This window comes from Streptomyces sp. NBC_00631, from assembly GCF_045206895.1.
GTDB lineage: Bacteria > Actinomycetota > Actinomycetes > Streptomycetales > Streptomycetaceae > Streptomyces.
This window is the reverse complement of sequence record NZ_CP107734.1, coordinates 6744476-6763000: the sequence shown is the minus strand read 5'-3', so window position 1 is coordinate 6763000 and position 18525 is coordinate 6744476. Positions and strand designations below refer to the sequence as shown.

Genomic DNA, 18525 nt, shown 5'->3' with positions numbered 1-18525 from the left:
GGAGCTAGCTCAGCAGGTCCGGTTCGCTGCGGCTGATGTCCCGCCACAGGGGCTGGTAGTTGATCCAGGCCACCAGGTCGCCGCCGAGCTGTTCCCGGGTGGCGACGGCGAGTTTGTGGTCGATGAGCAGTGGGCGGCCGGCCGCCTTGGCGGTCAGCTGGACCTGCGCGGACTTCTCCATCGACAGGAACCACCAGGCGGCCGCGTCCACCGAGTCGCCGACGGTCAGCAGTCCGTGGTTGCGCAGCACCAGCGCCTTGCGGGAGCCGAGGGCGGCGGCGATCCGGCGGCCCTCCTCGGCGTCGACGGCGACGCCGGTGTAGGCGTCGTAGAGGGCGTGGTCCTCGTAGAAGGCGCAGCTCTCCTGGCTGATCGGGTCGAGCAGGTCGCCGAGGGCGGACAGGGCGCGGCCGTGCACGGAGTGGCAGTGGGCGACGGCCACGACGTCCGGGCGGGCCGCGTGCACCTGGGCGTGAACGGTGAAGGCGGCCTGGTTGACGTGGTAGCCGCCCTCGATCACCTGGCCGTCCTGGTTGGCGAGGACGAGGTCGCTCACGGTGACGTGCTTGAACGGCATGCCGAACGGGTTGACCCAGAAGCAGTTCGAGTACTCCGGGTCGCGGGCGGTGATGTGCCCGGACACCCCGTCCTCCAGTCCGGCCCGGCCGAAGATGCGCAGCGCGCCGGCGAGCCGCTCCTTGCGATGCCGGCGCTCGTCGTCGAGCGAGTCGTACATCGGCGGCATCGCGAACTGGAGCTGATCGGTGGGCAGCGGCAGGGGCGGGGTCGGCCCGTGCATAGGTCCTCCAGCACTGGGTTTGTGTTACGGCCGGAAGTTACCGCCGGTCAGCGCAGGAAAACAGAGCTGTTCTGTAAAGATGACGCACGCGAGCACATCGCGACGGAAGATGTCGGGAATCGACAGCCGAGTGGCGCGTACGGCACACGCCGAAGAGGTGGCACCGCCGGAGCCGTGCCACCTCCTCACCGGGACGCGCCCGGGACTACTCCCACTCGATGGTGCCCGGCGGCTTCGAGGTGACGTCGAGCACGACCCGGTTGACGTCGCGGACCTCGTTGGTGATGCGGGTGGAGATCTTCGCGAGGACGTCGTACGGGAGGCGGGACCAGTCGGCCGTCATGGCGTCCTCGGAGGAGACCGGGCGCAGCACGATCGGGTGGCCGTAGGTGCGGCCGTCGCCCTGGACGCCGACGCTGCGGACGTCCGCGAGCAGGACCACCGGGCACTGCCAGATGTCACGGTCCAGGCCGGCCGCGGTCAGCTCCTCGCGGGCGATCGCGTCGGCCTCGCGGAGCAGGTCCAGGCGCTCCTTGGTGACCTCGCCGACGATCCGGATGCCGAGACCCGGACCCGGGAACGGCTGGCGCTGGACGATCTCCTCCGGCAGGCCGAGCTCCTGGCCGACCATCCGGACCTCGTCCTTGAAGAGCTTGCGAAGCGGTTCGACCAGCTTGAATTCGAGGTCTTCCGGCAGGCCGCCGACGTTGTGGTGCGACTTGATGTTCGCGGTGCCGGTGCCGCCGCCGGACTCCACCACGTCCGGGTAGAGGGTGCCCTGGACCAGGAACTCCACGGCCGGGCCCGCGTCGGCGATGATCTCGGCCTGGGCCTGCTCGAAGACCCGGATGAACTCGCGGCCGATGATCTTCCGCTTCTGCTCCGGGTCGGAGACCCCGGCGAGGGCGCCGAGGAAGCGGGCCTGAGCGTCGACGACCTTCAGCTGGACGCCGGTCGCGGCGACGAAGTCCTTCTCGACCTGCTCGGTCTCACCCTTGCGCATCAGGCCGTGGTCGACGTACACGCAGGTCAGCTGGGAGCCGATGGCCTTCTGGACGAGGGCGGCGGCCACCGCGGAGTCGACGCCGCCGGACAGACCGCAGATGGCGCGCTTGTCGCCGACCAGCTCGCGGATCGCGGCGACCTGCTCGTCGATGACGTTGCCGGTGGTCCAGGTCGGCTTGAGGCCCGCGCCCCGGTACAGGAAGTGCTCCAGGACCTGCTGGCCGTGCGTGGAGTGCATGACCTCGGGGTGGTACTGGACGCCGTAGAGCTTCTTCTCGTCGTCCTCGAAGGCGGCGACCGGGACGACGTCCGTGGACGCGGTCACGGTGAAGCCCTCGGGGGCGGCGGAGCAGGCGTCGCCGTGCGACATCCACACGTGCTGCTCGGCGGGGGTGCCCTCGAACAGGGTGGAGGCCGGCTTGGAGACGTGCAGGTCGGTACGGCCGTACTCGCGGGCGCCGGTGTTGTCGACCGTGCCGCCGAGGGCCTGTGCCATCAGCTGGAAGCCGTAGCACATGCCGAAGACCGGGACGCCGGCCTCGAAGAGCTCGCGGTCCAGGCGGGGGGCGCCCTCCTCGTACACGGACGAGGGGCCGCCGGAGAGGATGATCGCCGCCGGGTTCTTGGCGAGCATCTCGGCGACCGGCGTGGTGCTGGGCACGATCTCGCTGTAGACCCGGGCCTCGCGGACGCGGCGGGCGATGAGCTGGGCGTACTGCGCGCCGAAGTCGACGACCAGGACGGTGTCGGGATTGGCTGATGACACGAGGTGCCTTCCGGCGGTGTGGGCGGGGTCTGTGACTACCGATTCTAACGGGGTGCGCCGGGACGGCTCCCGTCCCTGGGGACTCCGCCCCCGGACCCCCGAAACCCAGCCCACCGACCGCCCGGCCCGGCGAACCAGAAAGTGACCGCCCAGCCCGGCCCGGCAGACCATAAAGTGGCCGCCCCCCGCCCGATCCGGCATACCGAAAGTGGCCGTCCCTGCCTGCCCCCGGCCCGGCCCGGCCCGTCGAGAGGTCGCCCCGTCGGGCGAGAGGGTTCTGTGGCATACTCGCCCCCATGCTCACCCAGACGACCTTCCTCTTTACCTATGGCAACCGGCCCACCGGCTGCCATGGTCGTGCTGCTTGAGACACTGACAAGCGACTTCCCCAGGCGCCCCGGGCCGACAAGGTCCGGGGCGCCTGGTGTTTCCCCGGATCGTGTCGCTCCGGCGCACCGCATCCCTCCAGATGAGGAGCCCCGACATGACCACGCTCGATGTGACCGGTGCCCGTACCCCCGAGGCCGCCGAGGTGATCGCCGGCGCGCGGGAGCGCATCGACGCGCTCGACGACCGGATCATCGGTCTGATCCAGGAACGGATGGCCGTTTCCGCCGTCGTCCAGGAGGCGCGGATCACCTCCGGCGGCCGCCGGGTGAACCTCTCCCGCGAGATGGAGATCCTCGGCCACTACAGCGCGGCGCTCGGCAAGCCCGGTACCGCCCTCGCCATGACACTCCTGGAACTGTGCCGGGGTCGCATCTGAGTCGGGCGGATCTGAGTTCGGGGCCCTTCTCACCCGTACGGCGCGTGACCGGCCCGCGAACCGTTTCGTTGGGAGGGGTGTCCGTGCCAGCCAGGGGCGGGCCCGAAAGAACCACGCGTGGCTCACTGGGGCGATGAGACGTACGGAACGTGCCGTGCGTCGTGGGACCTCGCTCCAGTCAAGTGACCGGACGGCAGGGGACAGCAGCCCGGTCACCCAAGAGACGGCCGGCTCCGGGGACGCCCGGGGCCGACCGGCGGAAAATTGCAAAAATGCACAAGGGCTGGGTCAAACGGTTGCGGAGGCCGCGTACGTCCAGCACGATGCGTAGAAGGCCCGCAAGGCCTTCTGAGTTCCCAAGTCCCAGTTCAGGCAACGGTATTGCCGTGTGCCGACCGTCCGCCAAAGGTCGAGACCTGCCGTACGTCCCGAGCGCGCCGGGGCGCCGACCCGGGCACGGACGGTGGTACAGGGCACAGAGACCAGCGGCGCAACCCCCCGGCGCCGCTTCCAGGCACCGACGCTGCCCTGACGTCGGTGCTGACGAAAGAAGGGCCCCGCGGCTCCGTCCCGCGGGGCCCTTCGCCTGTCTGCAGACCGCCTCTCATCAGATCGCCTGCCTGACAGAGACAGACGCGCAGCAGGCTAGGTACGGCTGACCGTGCCGCAGGCCTGTTCCTTGCCGATGTCGCGGCTGCGGTCGTACGGGTCGACGGACGGCCCGGTCGGGGCGGCACCGGCGGTCGGAGCCTGGGAGGGGAACTGGGGGTGCAGATAGCCGTCGTTGATGCCGCAGGACGAGTTGCCGGCGTCCTCGTCGTAGCGCAGCAGGGTCAGGCGGCCGGGGGTGACCTGGTACCGCGCGGGGTCGGGGAGTTCGGTGTCGATGACGCGGCGCACGATCGTGCGGGTGACCTCGGTGGAGCCGTCGGTGCGGACCACCGGGTAGACGAAGGTGTAGTCGGCGTGCACGGCCACGCCCTCGAACTTGCCCTTCGCGAAGGTGATCCGGCCGCGCACCTTGATGACCTTCCCGGCCTGCTTCACGTCCTTCGGGTCGAAGCGGCTGAAGAGGAACAGCGGGTCGTGGGTCTTGCTGGGGCTGCGCAGCGAGGCGTTGAGGTCGTCGAGCACGTCGGGCTGCTTCGGGTCGAGCACCGAGAGGGCGGCCTCAGGACGGCCGCCGGCCACCACGTCGGGGTTCAGGTTGGCGTCGACCAGCAGCTTCCTGGTCTGCTTCAGGGCCAGTTCGACACGGTCCTTCCCTATCGCACCGAGCGCGGTGGCCTTCGGCAGCACGATGCCGGCCGCGCCGTCGGCCCAGCGCAGCGCCGGGGAACCGGCGAACGGGCGGGCGAGCGTGGGGGTGTCCGCAGCGACCGCGGAGGGCGGCGCGGTCGGGGTGGCGGTCTCGTCCGGGAGGGGCGTGGTCGCGGTGTCCGTGCCGGCGGACGAGCCGAAGGGATCGCCCGGGATCAGGGAGGGCCGCATCGCCACGACCACCACCGCGATCGTCAGCGGAACCCCGATGACCGCCCATGCCCTGCGGCGGCGGGCGGCCCGCCCGTTCATCTCCTGCCAGGCGGGCCCGGTCCGCCACCCCTCGGGCTCCCCCTTCTGCCCCTTGAGCCGTTCGGTCACCTCACGGGCCCGGGCGGAGGGCTCCTTGGGGGCGGACCTGCGGATGTCCCGTTCGCTGTCGCGGAGGAACTGCTCCCACACCTCGTCGGATATGGAGGAGGACGACGGCTCGTCCCCCGACGATTCTTCGGACCGTCTGTCAGACATGACACTCTCTCGCTCGGCCGCTCGACGGGGCGAGAATAGCCTTGGAATCGGCTGTGTCCATGCCACCCAGCAACCTCATAAACCGAGTGATCCACGTCACATAAGAATTCGGTGAATGCGGAGACAACCATTCACAGGACTCACCGGTCACATCAGCGGAACCAGCGGTGACATCCGTCCACCGCAGCTGATTGACGGGGGTCCTCATGAAACTTCGCCGGGTCATGGCCGCGACGGCCGTCGCGGCCGTCATCGCACCGGTCGCCCTGCTGTCCGCACCGGTCGTCGCGTTCGCGCAGGACACGCCGTCCGCGTCGGCGTCCGAGAGCGCGCCGAGCGAGATCCCCAGCGACACGGTGTCCGCCTCGCCGTCCGACTCCGCCGCGCCGAGCGACAGCGCCTCGGCGTCCCAGTCCGCGCCCGCCTCCGCCTCGCCCAGCGACAGCGCGAGCGCGAGCCCCAGCGCCAGCGCCAGTGCGTCCGCCTCCGCCGAGCCGTCCGAGTCGGCCGAGCCCAGCGAGGACCCGTCCGACCCGGACGTGCCGTACTGCGAGGACCTCGACGAGAACTTCGGCGACGCCAAGGTGTCCGCCGACATCAAGGGCCTGCCCGGCAAGATCGTCGCGGGTGACGGCTTCCACGGCTTCAAGCTGGTCGTGACGAACGACTCCAAGACGGACGTCGAGGGCGTCGCCTTCTACGCCGAGATCGAGAACTACGAGTTCGACGAGTCGAAGTACCTCAGCCCGTACGTCGACCTGGAGTTCAAGAACCCGGAGAGCGGCTCCTGGGACCGGATCGGCAGCGACGACTGGGCCGGCGACTACTTCTTCTACGTGGCCGAGCTCAAGTCCGGGGCAAGCAGGTCGATCGACCTGCGGGTCTCCATCGACGCCAAGGCGCCGGCCGGTGACGCCTACTCCTTCGGCTCCGGCGCCTACCTCGACAAGGTCGACGGCCAGGACTGCATCGCCGAGGGCTGGGCCCAGTACGACTTCACGGTCCTCAAGGCCGGCTCGTCCAACCCGGACCCGGGTACGGCCACGCCGAGCGACGACGGCGGCAAGGACTCCATGAAGAAGCCGCAGGGCGACATCTCCGACCTGCCGACCGGCAACCTCGCCGACACCGGCTCCAGCTCGGCGCTCCCGGTCGTCGGTCTGGTCGGCGGCGCAGCCGTCGTGGCCGGCGCCGGTGCGGTGTTCCTGGTACGGCGACGGAAGGCCGGCGCGGGCACGGAGGCCTGAGCCGCACAGAGCAAGGTCGCACGGACCGTCGTACGGCGGCGGCCGCGCACCGATCGAAGAGGGACCTGGGCTCGGAGGGGGGCACAGGTCCCTCTTCGGTGTCCGGCCGCTTCTTCGGCCCCCTTCAGGCCGCTTCTTCGGCCCCCTTCGGCCTGTTTCCCCGGCCTACTTCTTCGGTGGCACGGCCGGAATCCCGAGGAACGGCAGCCGCAGTGCGCCGAAGGCCTCGGCCGGGACTGCCGGACGGTGCGGCTCGACCGGCCGGAGGCGCTGGTAGGGCTCGCCCTGCCGCGGACGCGGGTCCGCCTCGCCCTTGTTGGGCCAGTACGACATCGCGCGCTCGGCCTGCGCCGTGATGGTGAGGGACGGGTTCACGCCCAGGTTGGCGGAGACTGCGGCGCCGTCCACGACCGAGATGCCGGGGTGGCCGTACAGCCGGTGGTACGGGTCGATGACCCCGGTCTCGCGGGAGGCGCCGATCGGGCAGCCGCCGAGGAAGTGGGCGGTGAGCGGGGTGCCCATCAGCTCGCCGACGTTGCTGCCGGCGAAGCCGTTGATCTCGGCGGCGAGCGCGGTGGCCGCCTCCGAGGCGGCCCTTATCTGCTTGGGGTTGGGGGCGCCGTGGCCCTGCCGGGCGGTGAGCAGGCCCTTGCCGACGCCGTCCGGTTTCAGGTACGTCGTCAGGGAGTTGTCCAGCGACTGCATCACCAGGCCGATGATGGTCCGCTCCGACCAGCGCCGGTTGGAGAGCGAGCGCAGCACCAGGAGGGGGTGGCGGGCCGCGTTCGCCAGCCAGCCGAGGACGCGGGAGGAGCCTTCCGCGTACGGCACCTGGAGGATCGACAGTCCGCCCATCGCGTTCGACCCCTTGCCGTAGCGGACCGGCTCGATGTGCGTGTTCTCGTCCGGGTGGACGGAGGACGTGATCGCGACGCCCCGGGTGAAGTCGGCCTTCGGGATGCCGTGCGCCTTGCGGTAACGGCGGTTGTCGGTCTGGGCGCCGACCAGTGCCTCGGAGTTGGTGCGGGTGAGGTCGCCCAGGCGGTCGGAGAGATACGGCAGCTGGCCGCCGGCTTTCATGCGGTGCAGGAGGGTCTGGGTGCCGTAGGTGCCGGCGGCGATGACGACCCGGCGGGCCTTGAAGATCCGTCCCTTGGCCTTGCGGCGGTCGTCGGTGGGCAGGGTGGCGACCGCGTAGCCGCCCTGCGAGTCGTCGGTGACGGAGACGACGGTGGTCATCGGGTGGACCACCGCGCCCGCCTGCTCGGCGAGGTGGAGGTAGTTCTCGTTGAGGGTGTTCTTCGCGCCGTGCCGGCAGCCGGTCATGCACTCGCCGCACTCGGTGCAGGCGTTGCGGGCGGGGCCCGCGCCGCCGAAGTAGGGGTCGGCGACCCGGTCGCCGGGCGCCGCCTTCGACTCGCCGTCGGCGTCCTTGCCGTCGCCGAAGAAGACGCCGACCGGGGCGAGGTGGAAGGTGTCGCCGACGCCCAGCTTCTCCGCCGCCGCCTTCAGGTGGACGTCGGACGGGGTCATCGTCGGGTTGAGCCGTACACCGAGCATGCGCCGGGCCTGGTCGTAGTACGGCCTCAGCTCCTCTTCCCAGTCCGTGATGTCACGCCACTGCGGGTCGTCGAAGAACGGCTTCGGCGGGACGTAGAGGGTGTTGGCGTAGTTGAGCGAGCCGCCGCCGACGCCCGCTCCGGCCAGCACCATCACGTTGCCGAGGAGGTGGATGCGCTGGATGCCGTAGCAGCCGAGTTGCGGGGCCCAGAGGTAGTTCTTGATGTCCCACGAGTTCTTGGGGAGGGCTTCGCGGGTGAAGCGGCGGCCGGCTTCCAGGACACCTACGCGGTAACCCTTCTCGGTGAGGCGCAGGGCGGTCACGGAGCCGCCGAAGCCGGAGCCGACGACCAGGACGTCGTAGTCATAGGTGTCCTGAGACAACGTGCCATCTCCCCTTTGAGTGTGCACTGCGGGTGCTCGGTCGTTGCTCGCGCCCACGCGGCGGAGCCGCACATCAGATAGCCCCGCGCCCCTCACGGGGCGCTCAGCGCAGCCTCAGTGCCTTCATCACCTTCAGGCTGGTGCTCATGAACTGGGCGTACTTCTCGTCGTCCATGCCCAGCGAGGGGGCCATCGGCAGCAGGCGCTGCTGGGCGACCGTCTGGGCCTCCGTGTACTTGAGGATGCCCTCCGAGCCGTGGCGGCGGCCCAGGCCCGAGTCCTTCATGCCGCCCATCGGGGACTGGACGCTGCCGTAGGCGGGGGCGTAGCCCTCGTTGACGTTGACCGTGCCGGTGCGGAGCTGGGCGGCGACGGCGCGGCCGCGGCTGCCGTTCTTCGTCCAGACCGAGGAGTTGAGGCCGTACGGGGTGCCGTTGGCGTGTTCGATGGCCTCCTCCTCCGTCTTGAAGCGGTAGATGGAGACGACCGGGCCGAAGGTCTCCTCCGTGCAGACGGCCATCGCGTCCTCGACGCCGTCGAGGATCGTGGGCTCGTAGAAGTAGGGGCCGATGTCGGGGCGGGCGGTGCCGCCGGCGACGACGGTCGCGCCCTTCTCGACGGCCTCCTCGACATGCCGCTTGACGGTCTCCAGCTGCCGTTCGCCGACCAGGGACCCCATGTCGGCGCCGTAGGCGAGGGACCTGCCCAGGCGCATGGCCTTGGTGCGGGCGGCGAAGCGCTCGACGAAGGCGTCGGCGATCGACTCGTGGACGTACAGCCGCTCGATGGAGATGCACAGCTGGCCGGCCGAGGAGAAGCAGGCGCGGACCGCACCCGCGGCGGCCTTCTCGATGTCGGCGTCGTCGAGGACGAGCATGGCGTTCTTGCCGCCGAGTTCGAGGGACACGCCGACCAGGCGGGCCGCCGCGCCCTGCGCGACCTCGCGCCCGGTGCGGGTGGAGCCGGTGAAGGAGACGTAGTCGGCGTGCCGGACGACCTCGGGGCCGACGACCGGGCCCTCGCCGAGGACGACCTGGAAGACGCCGGCGGGCAGCCCCGCCTCGACGAGGAGGTCACGGGCCCACAGGGCGGTCAGGCAGGTCTCGGTGTCCGGCTTCATGACGACCGCGTTGCCCGCGGCGAAGGCGGGAAGCGCGTCGCCGACGGAGAGTTCGAGGGGGTAGTTCCAGGGGGCGATCTGACCCACCACGCCCCGTGGGTGGCGCAGTTCGGTCACCCGGGTGAGGGTGGGCATGGCGCCGGCGTGCCGCTTGGGGCGGAGGTAGGCGGGGGCCCTGCGGCCGTAGTGCCGGGAGGCGACCGCGACGGCCTGGACCTCTTCGTGGGCGTGCAGGCGGGCCTTGCCGGTCTCCAGCTGGATGAGGTCGAGGACCTCGGCCTGGCGCTCCAGGATCAGGTCGTGGAAGCGGAGCAGGACCGCGGCGCGCTGCCGTACCGGCACCTTCGCCCACACGGCCTGGGCGGCACGGGCCGCGTCGAAGGCCTTCGCCACGTCCTCGGGGGTGGACTCGGGCAGGTCGGCCAGCTTCTCGCCGGTGAAGGGCGTGTGGTTGGCGGTGCGTCCGGAGCCGACGACACCCTTGGTGAGCTGGGCGACCAGCTCGGGCGTGACCACGTCGGCCGCGGTTCGGGCCCCAGCGGGGGCGGGGGCGAGCGGGTTCGTGCCGGTGGGGGCCGGTGCGTGGGCCGGGGCCTGCGAGTCCGTCATGAGCCGCAGGGTATTCGGGCGCGGGGCCTTTGGGTACCCGTGGGTAACCCGGTTTCACGGACCGCACACACACCGCCAGTGTTCACTGGCAGAGAATGCGCTGATCAGGGGAGCGCACGGGGACGATCAGCGCCGGTCAGCCGCGTTCGGGTTTCTTGGCGAGGAGCAGTCCGAGGGCTGCGAGCGGGGTGAGACGGCGGGGTTCGGGGGCCGCCGGGGATGCCGGGGCCAAGGCGGGGCCGGAGGCGGCCGGGGCGGGAGCGGGAGCCGGGGGTGCGGTCACCCATTCCGGAAGGCTCACGCCGGCGGCCTCGGCCAGCGCCTCGGCGACGTCGGCGGCCGCCGGCCGGGCCTCCGGTTCGGGGGCGCCCAGCTGTGCGAGCAGCGGCGCGAGGGGGCCCTCCGCGCCCGCCATGGACGTACTGAGCAGGGCGCCCAGGGCCCACAGGTCGGAGGCGGGCCCGGCGCCGCGCCCCTCACCGCACTCCGGTGCCACGAAGTCACCGCTGCACGGCTCCTGTCGCGCCGCGCCGATGCCGAAGTCGGTGACGACGACGCGCTCGCCGCCGGTTTCGAGCAGGATGTTGGAGGGCTTGAGGTCACGGTGGACGATGCCGACGCAGTGGGCGGCGTGCAGCGCGCCGAGGACGGCGAGCCCGACACGGGCGGCCTCGGCGGGCGGCAGCGGGCCGCGCGCGGCGAGGGCGGCCCGCAAGGACTCCCCCGGCACCAGCTCCATGACGATCCAGGGGCGTTCGCCGTCCAGGAGGACGTCATGGATGGCGACGGCGGCCGGATGGTCGACGCGGGCGGCGGCGCGGGCCTCGTGCAGCAGCCGGTGCGCGGCCCGTTGCCGCTCCTCGTCCGTCGGCTCACCGGTCAGCCGCAGCTCCTTGAGGGCGACGTACCGCGCGCCACGATCGTCACGGCGACCCACCGACACCCGGTCGTCCGCCGGAGCCCGGTCGTCCGACGACGCCCGGTCGTCCGCCGGGTCCCGGTCGTTCCGGCCGTCGTGCTCGTCACGGGCACGCCACACCGTGCCGGCCGGCCCGGAGCCGATGCGCTCGGCCAGTCGATAGCGTCCACCGATCAGACGTCCCTCGACCGGCTGTTCGCCGTCTTCGCTCATGTCACATGAGTACCTTGCGCACCATGCCCTTGTCGAAGCGGCGCGGTCAGAGGTCCGCCGACCGCGGCCCGCTTCCTGTGGACGCGCCCGGCCGCCCCATGTCGAGGGGTGTCAGGCCTTGTTGGCCGTGAACGTGTCCACCGCGACGTCGAAGTACTCCCGCGCCTCCCGCACCTTCCCGACCGGCGCCGACACCCACACGTCGTACAGCTGTCCGCTCTCCTCCCAGCAGAGGTCGTAGGTGTGCCGCGGCCCCTCCGCCGCGCTGAAGCCCTTCCAGGTGAACTCCCAGAACGCGGCGGGGTGTCCGGCGTGGGTGGTGTCGGTGACCCGGCCGTCGTGGTACCCGGGGTTGGTGCTCGGCCCCTCGGCCGCCGCCCGCCGCATGACCCCGCCCGGTCCGCCCGGCTGCGGCTCGGAGACCTTGATGCCGAGCCGGAAGGTCTGCCCCGGTGACACGTAGAAGACGCGCTCGCCCTGCGGGTCGCGGGTGAAGCCCTCCGGGACGGCCAGCGTGAAGCCGGCCTGGTCCTGCGCGAGGCGGTAGCCGGAGGGCGCGGTGCGGGAGTGGCCGGTGGCGGTCGGCGGGGTGGCCGAGGGGGGCGACGTGGTGGCCGAGCGGGACGGGGTGGCCGAGGGGGTCTCCAGGTTCGACGCGGAGACGGCCGTCGTGCCCCCGGGACCCGGGGCGGTACCGCTCCCGCCCCCGTGGAACAGCAGCGTGGCCGCCGACACGCCCGCCCCGGCCATCGCGGCGACCAGCAGCGCGGCGACCAGCACCCCGCGGGTGGTGGAGGGCCGGGGCGGCGCGGCCGGTTCCGGGGGCGGCGGCCACGGGACGTCCCGCTGCGTCGGCGTGTACGACGCGACGCCCGTTCCCTGCGCCGTACCGGCGCCGCCCGTCACGGCTCCCGTCTCCAGGAACCCGCGCAGCATCAGTTCGGCCTCCGCAGCGCCCAGCCGCCGCTCGGGATCCCGCTCCAGCAGCCCCCGTACGACCGGCAGCAGCGGCTCGGCCTGGACCGGTGGCCGGATCTCGTCGGAGACCACGGCGTGCAGGATCCCGCCGAGCGAGTCGCGCCGGAACGGCGACTCACCGCTGAGCGTCGCGCACAGCAGCGCCCCCAGCGACCACAGGTCGGACGCCGGGCCGGTCCGGACGCCTGACATCCGCTCGGGCGCGGTGTACTCGGGCGAGCCGACGAAGGAACCGGTCTCGGTGAGCGTGGTGGCGCCAGCGACCTGGGCGATGCCGAAGTCGGTGAGGACGACCCGCCCGCTGCCGGCCTCGACGAGCACGTTCGCCGGTTTGATGTCCCGGTGCAGCACCCCGGCCTCGTGTGCCGTCCGCAGCGCGCTCAGCAGAGCGATCCCGATCCGCGCGGCCTCACCGGCGTCCACCGGCCCGCGCCGCCCGATCCGGTCGGCGAGCGAACCGCCGTCGATCAACTCCATGACGATGTACGGCCGTCCGTCGTCCTCGACCACGTCGTGCACGACGATGATGTGCGGGTGGTGCAGCTGGGCGACGGCCTGCGCCTCACGCAGGGTGCGCTCGCGGCGCAGCCGGGCGTCGTCGTCGGACAGGGAGTCGTCGACGGTGAGCTCCTTGACGGCGACCTGCCGCCCCAGCAGCTGGTCGGTCGCGCGCCATACGACACCCATTCCGCCCCGCCCGAGCCGTTTCTCCAGCCGGTAACGCCCGGCAATGACACGGAGGCCGTCCCTCTGATCCCCATCGGTCGCCATGGGCCCCATCATGCCGCGCCGGGCGGGCCCCCTCTCGGGGCGGCGACCGGCCAAGCGTGCCGCCGCCCCGGCCACCGATCAGGGGGCGATGATTTTCAGCCATAACCGACTTTGAAACGGATTCAAAGCATGGCAAAACACCCGGCAATACGCTCCAGGCAAGGTAAAGCGGGTGGCTGAACGCCTGCTGTCATGTGACACATGAGAAGCCTTATCGTTCCTTTATGGGAAACACTTTGAAGCGCCTTTCCGTCACGGGGGTCGCGGCGGTGGCGATATTCGCCGCGACCACGGTCACCGATGCCAGCGCGGCGAGTGGCGGCGCATCATGCTCTACGACCGGCGCCACGGGGAGTCTCACCTTCACCAACTGGTCGAGCAATTACGTGGACATCAGCGGCTGGGTCAAGGACACCGCTGCCGACGGCCACCACGTGGCCATTCAACTCATCTCCTCCGACGGCAGTGATTCCGTCAGGGACTGGTCCTGGCATCACGAATACGACGGAAACGGATCGACTCTCCCCATCAGCACTCACGCGTCGACCACCGACAATTTCCTTCGCTATGTCGGCGTGCACGTGGCGGTCTGGGAAGGGGACAAGATAGTCGGCGGGCTCACCTGCTCGGACTGGGCCTGAGCCTCCGCACGACAATCTCCTCGAATACGTGAATAGCATGTCGGCAGAGAATCCGGCCGACATGCCGAGCACCGCTCGATGCTCTCGTCACTTGGCTTCGCCCTCCCGCCAGCCCTGGAGGACGGAGGTGAACTGCTTGCTGGTGGCGGCCCAGTCGCCGACCGGTGAGGCGGTGTAGATCGCGTACTCGACCCCGTCGCCGTTGAAGTAGCCGACGTCGAGGGCCCGGTACGGCCCCGGGACCTTCGCGTCCTTCGGCAGCGCGGTCCACGTGTACTCCCAGCGGGAGCTCGGCAGATCTCGGTACGTGTCCTTCGTCAGGCTCACCGTCTTGAAGTCCACCAGCTTCCGGGCGAGCTGCTCCTCCAGGTTGCGCAAGTGGTCGTATGCGTTGCTGAAGTCGGATGAAGTGTCGACGGCGACGCGTACGAGGTGGGTGCCCCCGTCGGGTGAGTAGTCGATCTGCTCCAGGCCTGCCGTCTTCTTGATGGACACCGAGCGCTTCCAGCCCGCCGGAAGGTACAGCGTGAAGCCCGCCGGGTCGTCGTACTGCGTCCAGCCCGCGGGAATCGTGCCGTCCGGGGCCGTGGTCGCGCCCTGCGAGGAAGAGCTGGACGTGACCGGCGAGGCCGTGCTGCCGGTGTCGTCCTGCTGCCCCGAGTCCCACTTCTGCAGCGCCACGGCCGCACCGCCGCCCAGCAGCGCGGCGACGGCGACGACGAGCGCGAGCGTGCGCAGCCGGCGCCGCCTCGGCTGGACCGGCGCGGACGCCCCGGCGACGGCGGTCGGCGCGCCCGTGGAACCGCCGGAGGAACGCTGCCCTTCGTACGAGCCGCCGTAAGAGCCGCCGTAGGAACCGCTGTGGGGATCGCTGAAGGAGCTGCGGGGGGAACCGCCGGACGAGCTCCCGTACGCTCCCTTCGGCAAGCCGTCGTGGGAACTCTCGTACGAGCCCGAGTCAAGCCGCGTCCCCCCGCCCCGCTGCGACTGCGTCGGTACGTACGCCTGTGCCGTGCTCGGCCGCCGTCCCTCCGCGGCCTCCGCGAGCATCTGCTCGACCTCTTCGGGGCTCGGCCGATGTGCCGGTTCCTTGCGCAGCAGGGCCGTGATGACCGGCTCCAGCGGGCCCGCGTTCAGCGGCTCGCCGGCCTCGTCCTCGACGACGGCCTGCATGGTGGTCAGCGGCGAGGTGCGGCGGAACGGCGAGCGCCCCTCCACCGCCGTGTACAGCGTCGCGCCCAGCGCCCACAGGTCGGAGGACGGCCCCGGATCGTGCCCGCGCACGCGCTCCGGCGCGAGGTAGTCGACGGATCCGACGACTTCCCCGGTTCGGGTGATCGTCGTGTCGCCCTCGATCTGCGCGATGCCGAAGTCGGTGAGCAGGACCCGGCCGTCCAGGCCCAGCAGCACGTTGCCCGGCTTGACGTCCCGGTGCAGCACCCCGGCGCTGTGCGCGGCGCGCAGCGCGCGCAGCACCCACAGCCCGATCCGGGCGGCCTCCCGCGGCTCGACCCGCCCGCGCTCCTTGACCTCGTCGGCCAGCGAGTGCCCCTCGACCAGCTCCATGACGATCCACGGGCGGCCGTCGTGTTCGAGTACGTCATGGACGGTGACGACGGCGGAGTGGTTGATGCGCGCCGCGGCCCGGGCCTCCGCCCGGGTGCGGGCGAGCAGGATGGCCTGGTCGCCCTCGGAGACGTAGAGCGCGGCCGTCAACTCCTTGATGGCGACCGCACGGTGCAGCACTTCGTCATGGGCGCGCCACACCCGGCCCATGCCGCCGCTGCCGATGACGTCGGCCAGCCGGTAGCGGCCCGCTATGAGCAGGCCCTGCATCTGATTCACGTTGCCCCGCAATGCTCTTGTCAGGGTCAGACTAAGGACCGCCCCCCGGTCAGGGAACAAGCGGGGTCCCACGGAGACAGCTCTGTGACGGTTCTCGCTTTCGTGACCGGATGTGAACGAAATCCCCGCACTGAACGGGAACCAACCACCCCGAGGACGCGTTGAATTCCGCTCCGCCTCGCCCAGCCCGACCGCTCGCGTGTCTCAGCCCGTGTACTTGTACGTCGCCGACGCCTGTTCGTACAGCGTGGTGACCTCGTCCCGTGCGGACTCCGGGCCGCGCACCTGCACGATGTGGTACCTCCCGTTGATCAGGAAGACCATGTTGCGCACGAACAGGTCGCCCTCCTGGCTGTCCGTCCAGGTGAACTGTCCCTCGGCCGACACCTGCTGACCCACGGTGATGGTCCGCAGCCCGCCGGCGGTGGCCCAGCTGGAGTCCCGGTACGGCTGCAGCTCCGGCTCTTTGTCCCGCTGGTACGTCATCGGGTCGCTGCCGTAGGTCGCCGCGCTGTCCCGTCCGGCCACGACGATCAGCTCGAACTTCCCGTGCGAGTAGATCACCTGGCCGCTGCCGTTCTTCGGGGTACGGCTCCAGCCCTTGGCCACGGCGATCTGGAAGCCGTTCGGGTCGTTGCGCAGGGTGAACCCGTCGGGGACGGTGGAGCCGCCGGTCGAACCGGCGGTGGTCTGCGTCTCGGTGGACGGAGTCGAGGTGGCGGTCGGTGTCGGCGTGGGCGTCGGCCGCCGGCTCGGCGCGGAACTCGCCTCGCCGGCCGTGCCCGTCCGGTCGCCGGTCGCCGCGCCACCGTCGTCCGCGCTGTCCTTCTTCGGCAGGAACAGCATGGCGTACGCGACCGCCGCGGCCAGCAGGAGCAGGACCAGCAGAAGCAACGTACGGCCCAGCCGACGCGGGGACCTGGCCTCCTGGCGGGCCCGCTTGTGCCGGCCGTGCGGCGCCGGCAGCCCGGCCCGGCGCCTGCGCACCAGCTCACCGCGGCGCCGGACGATCGGCAGCCGCCGGGGGTCGGTGGGCGGGGCGGCCACGACATGCGTACCGGCGTCCGGCTCGGGCGCCGACCGCACCAGTGAGCGCAGCCAGCCGCGCAGCTCCTCGAAGTCCAGCCGCTCGGTGGGATCCTGACGCAGCAGCGACTCCACGACCGGCCTGAGCGACCCGCACTCCTCCGCGAAGGCGGGCGGTTCCGAGCACACCAGCTGCACCAGCTCGGCCGTCGACTCCTCCGGATACGGCGCGTGCCCCTGCACCGACCGGAACAGCAGCGCCCCGAGCGCCCACAGGTCGGTGGCCGGGCCGATGGGCGCCGCCAGCTGCCAGTTCTCGTGCACGGGAACGGCCTGCTCCGGCGCCCAGCGCTCGGTCACCGGTCCCACCACGGTCATCCGCACCTGCCGCGCCCGCTCGGCGGCCAGCGCGGTGGCGGGCCCGCGCCGCCCGGGTACGACGGCGGGCTCGCCCCAGCGGGCGGCGGGTCCGGCGCCCTGCGCGGGCACGACGGCGTGCGGCTGTCCCTGACCGCCCTGAAATCCGGCGCCGGTCAGCGGGTCGGTCGCGCCGGTACCGGCCGGGGGCGCGACCGCGCCGGGTCCTGCGGCCTGGAGCGCGGTGCGTTCCTGGCCGGGGACCACCGCGGGGGGCGTGCCGGTGCGGGGGCGGGGGGCGGCGCCGTGCCAGGGCGACGGCGCGCCGCGCACTCCGTACGGGTCGGCTGTCCGGCCGGGCGGCGCACCGCCGGCGGCCCGCTGCTCCCCGCCCGGTGCCTGCGCCTGCCCATGCGCGTACGGCGCTTGCGTCACGCCGTTGGCGTACGGCTGCTGGGCCGCCCCGTTGGCCTGTCCCGGGCCGTACGGCGTCTGTGATGCGGGCGCCTCGGTGTCGTCCTCGGCCGGCGGCCGGGCGCCGGGCAGCGCGGCCCGCCCGCTCTGCTGGGCCTCCTGGACCCGGGCGGCGGCCCTTGCTCCCGCCCGGTACGCGGCGATCGCCCCGGCCCGCGCGGCGCGGACGTCCGCGCCGGTCTCCAACGCCCGCCGCTCCACGGCACCCGAGCCGGTGCCGCCGGAACCTTCCTCCAGACCGGCGCCCGGCAGCCCGCCGGCAGCCCGCGCCTGAATGGCGGCACGCCGAGCGGCTTCGGGGTCGATCTCCGGCGCGCCGGGCGCGCCCTGCGCGCCGGCTGTACCACCGGACACACCACCGACGCTCCCGATGCCTCCGACAGCGACGGCACCCGGACCGACGGAACCACCCGAACCGGGCGAAACGGGCGCGTTCCCCGGCAGGGCACCGGGTGTGGTGGAACCTTCCGCCTCCGCGCCCCGCCCGCGGCCGACGACCGTCTCGCCGCCCCCGCCGGTCTCGCCCTCCTGCGCCGGTACCGGGTCGTACCCGCACAGCGCCTCCTCGGCCGCGCCGACCGCGAGGCCGGTCAGCATCACCCGGCCGTCGTCGCAGACGAGGACCGTGCGGGCGGTGATGTTGCGGTGCACCCAGCCGTGGGCGTGCAGCACGCGCAGCGCCATCAGTACGTCGGAGGCGACCTCCGCCGCCCGGTACGGGCTCAGCGGCTGCTCGGCGAGGACCGCCGCCAGCGAACGCGCGGCGACCGACTCACTGACGATCCACAGCGAACCGCCCTCGGCGAACACGTCGAAGACCTGGTCCAGCCGGGGGTGGTCGGGGATCCGGGCGGCGGCCTGCGCGGCCTCCACGGCGCGCCGCACCACCGGGTCGCTGGGCCGGCGCGTCGCGGTCCGCGCCGTCGGCGGCCGACGCGCACCACGGTCACGCGCCGTGAAACCCTCCGGCAGCCCCTCGGCGTCCAGCACCTCCGCCTCGACGACCTCCGGCAACGGCACCTGCCGGACGAACACCTCCTGCCCGCTGTAGGTGTCGAAGGCCCGCGTCTCGGTGTGTTCGTACTCGTCGGAGGGGGGAAGCGGCAGGCGGTAGCGGTCGGCGAGCACCCGACCCGCGTAGTCGTCCACGTTGCCTCCCCCGGCCGTCCGGTTGGTCAAATCCGTTCGTTTCGCGGCCCGTTCTGTATGCATACCTGGATGCGTACGGTCCGCAACCACTCACGATACGTGCCGGAG

The 18525-nt window shown here is 71.9% G+C and carries 12 protein-coding genes; 3 read left to right on the top strand and 9 right to left on the bottom strand.

Annotated elements, in window-relative coordinates:
* Positions 1 to 4: 4 nt before the first annotated feature.
* Together OHB00_RS31175 and guaA are read right to left on the bottom strand one after the other, a co-directional pair.
* Positions 5 to 799, bottom strand: coding sequence for a class II aldolase/adducin family protein (locus OHB00_RS31175; RefSeq protein ID WP_406439613.1), 795 nt, complete (start codon positions 797 to 799; stop codon positions 5 to 7).
* A gap of 205 nt (positions 800 to 1004) precedes the next feature.
* Entirely contained in the window at positions 1005 to 2570 is a 1566-nt protein-coding gene (guaA, locus tag OHB00_RS31170; RefSeq protein WP_406439612.1) for a glutamine-hydrolyzing GMP synthase, read from the bottom strand.
* A 469-nt stretch (positions 2571 to 3039) separates the two neighbouring features.
* Here guaA and OHB00_RS31165 point away from each other — a divergent pair, with 469 nt between their 5' ends.
* A complete protein-coding gene (locus OHB00_RS31165; RefSeq protein WP_406439611.1) occupies positions 3040 to 3336 on the top strand; it encodes a chorismate mutase in 297 nt (98 codons plus the stop codon).
* A gap of 645 nt (positions 3337 to 3981) precedes the next feature.
* Here the strand turns inward: OHB00_RS31165 and OHB00_RS31160 are convergent.
* A complete protein-coding gene (locus tag OHB00_RS31160) occupies positions 3982 to 5124 on the bottom strand; it encodes a hypothetical protein (protein ID WP_406439609.1) in 1143 nt (380 codons plus the stop codon).
* Between the two features lie 206 nt (positions 5125 to 5330).
* On the opposite strand from OHB00_RS31160, the gene OHB00_RS31155 reads away from it, so the two are divergent.
* Positions 5331 to 6371, top strand: coding sequence for an LAETG motif-containing sortase-dependent surface protein (locus tag OHB00_RS31155; protein WP_406439607.1), 1041 nt, complete (start codon positions 5331 to 5333; stop codon positions 6369 to 6371).
* A gap of 165 nt (positions 6372 to 6536) precedes the next feature.
* Here OHB00_RS31155 and OHB00_RS31150 read toward each other — a convergent pair whose 3' ends face one another.
* The 4 genes from OHB00_RS31150 to OHB00_RS31135 all read right to left on the bottom strand — a co-directional run bounded on the left by OHB00_RS31150 (position 6537) and on the right by OHB00_RS31135 (position 12925).
* Positions 6537 to 8315: a GMC family oxidoreductase N-terminal domain-containing protein gene (locus OHB00_RS31150; protein ID WP_406439606.1), complete on the bottom strand. Its 1779-nt coding sequence runs from the start codon at positions 8313 to 8315 to the stop codon at positions 6537 to 6539.
* Positions 8316 to 8418: 103 nt separating this feature from the next.
* Complete coding sequence (locus tag OHB00_RS31145; protein ID WP_406439604.1) at positions 8419 to 10044, bottom strand: succinic semialdehyde dehydrogenase; 1626 nt, start codon at positions 10042 to 10044, stop codon at positions 8419 to 8421.
* Positions 10045 to 10180: 136 nt separating this feature from the next.
* Entirely contained in the window at positions 10181 to 11176 is a 996-nt protein-coding gene (locus OHB00_RS31140; protein ID WP_406439603.1) for a serine/threonine-protein kinase, read from the bottom strand.
* 111 nt (positions 11177 to 11287) lie between these two features.
* Positions 11288 to 12925, bottom strand: coding sequence for a serine/threonine-protein kinase (locus OHB00_RS31135; protein WP_406439601.1), 1638 nt, complete (start codon positions 12923 to 12925; stop codon positions 11288 to 11290).
* A gap of 224 nt (positions 12926 to 13149) precedes the next feature.
* On the opposite strand from OHB00_RS31135, the gene OHB00_RS31130 reads away from it, so the two are divergent.
* Positions 13150 to 13566 carry a hypothetical protein gene (locus tag OHB00_RS31130; RefSeq protein WP_406439600.1) on the top strand — a complete coding sequence of 139 codons (417 nt, stop codon included), beginning with the start codon at positions 13150 to 13152 and terminating at the stop codon, positions 13564 to 13566.
* Between the two features lie 87 nt (positions 13567 to 13653).
* On the opposite strand, the gene OHB00_RS31125 is transcribed toward OHB00_RS31130, so the two are convergent.
* Both OHB00_RS31125 and OHB00_RS31120 read right to left on the bottom strand, forming a co-directional pair.
* On the bottom strand, positions 13654 to 15402 hold the full coding sequence (locus OHB00_RS31125; RefSeq protein WP_406439598.1) for a serine/threonine-protein kinase: 1749 nt from the start codon (positions 15400 to 15402) through the stop codon (positions 13654 to 13656).
* Between the two features lie 213 nt (positions 15403 to 15615).
* A complete protein-coding gene (locus OHB00_RS31120) occupies positions 15616 to 18417 on the bottom strand; it encodes a protein kinase (RefSeq protein WP_406439596.1) in 2802 nt (933 codons plus the stop codon).
* Positions 18418 to 18525: the final 108 nt, after the last annotated feature.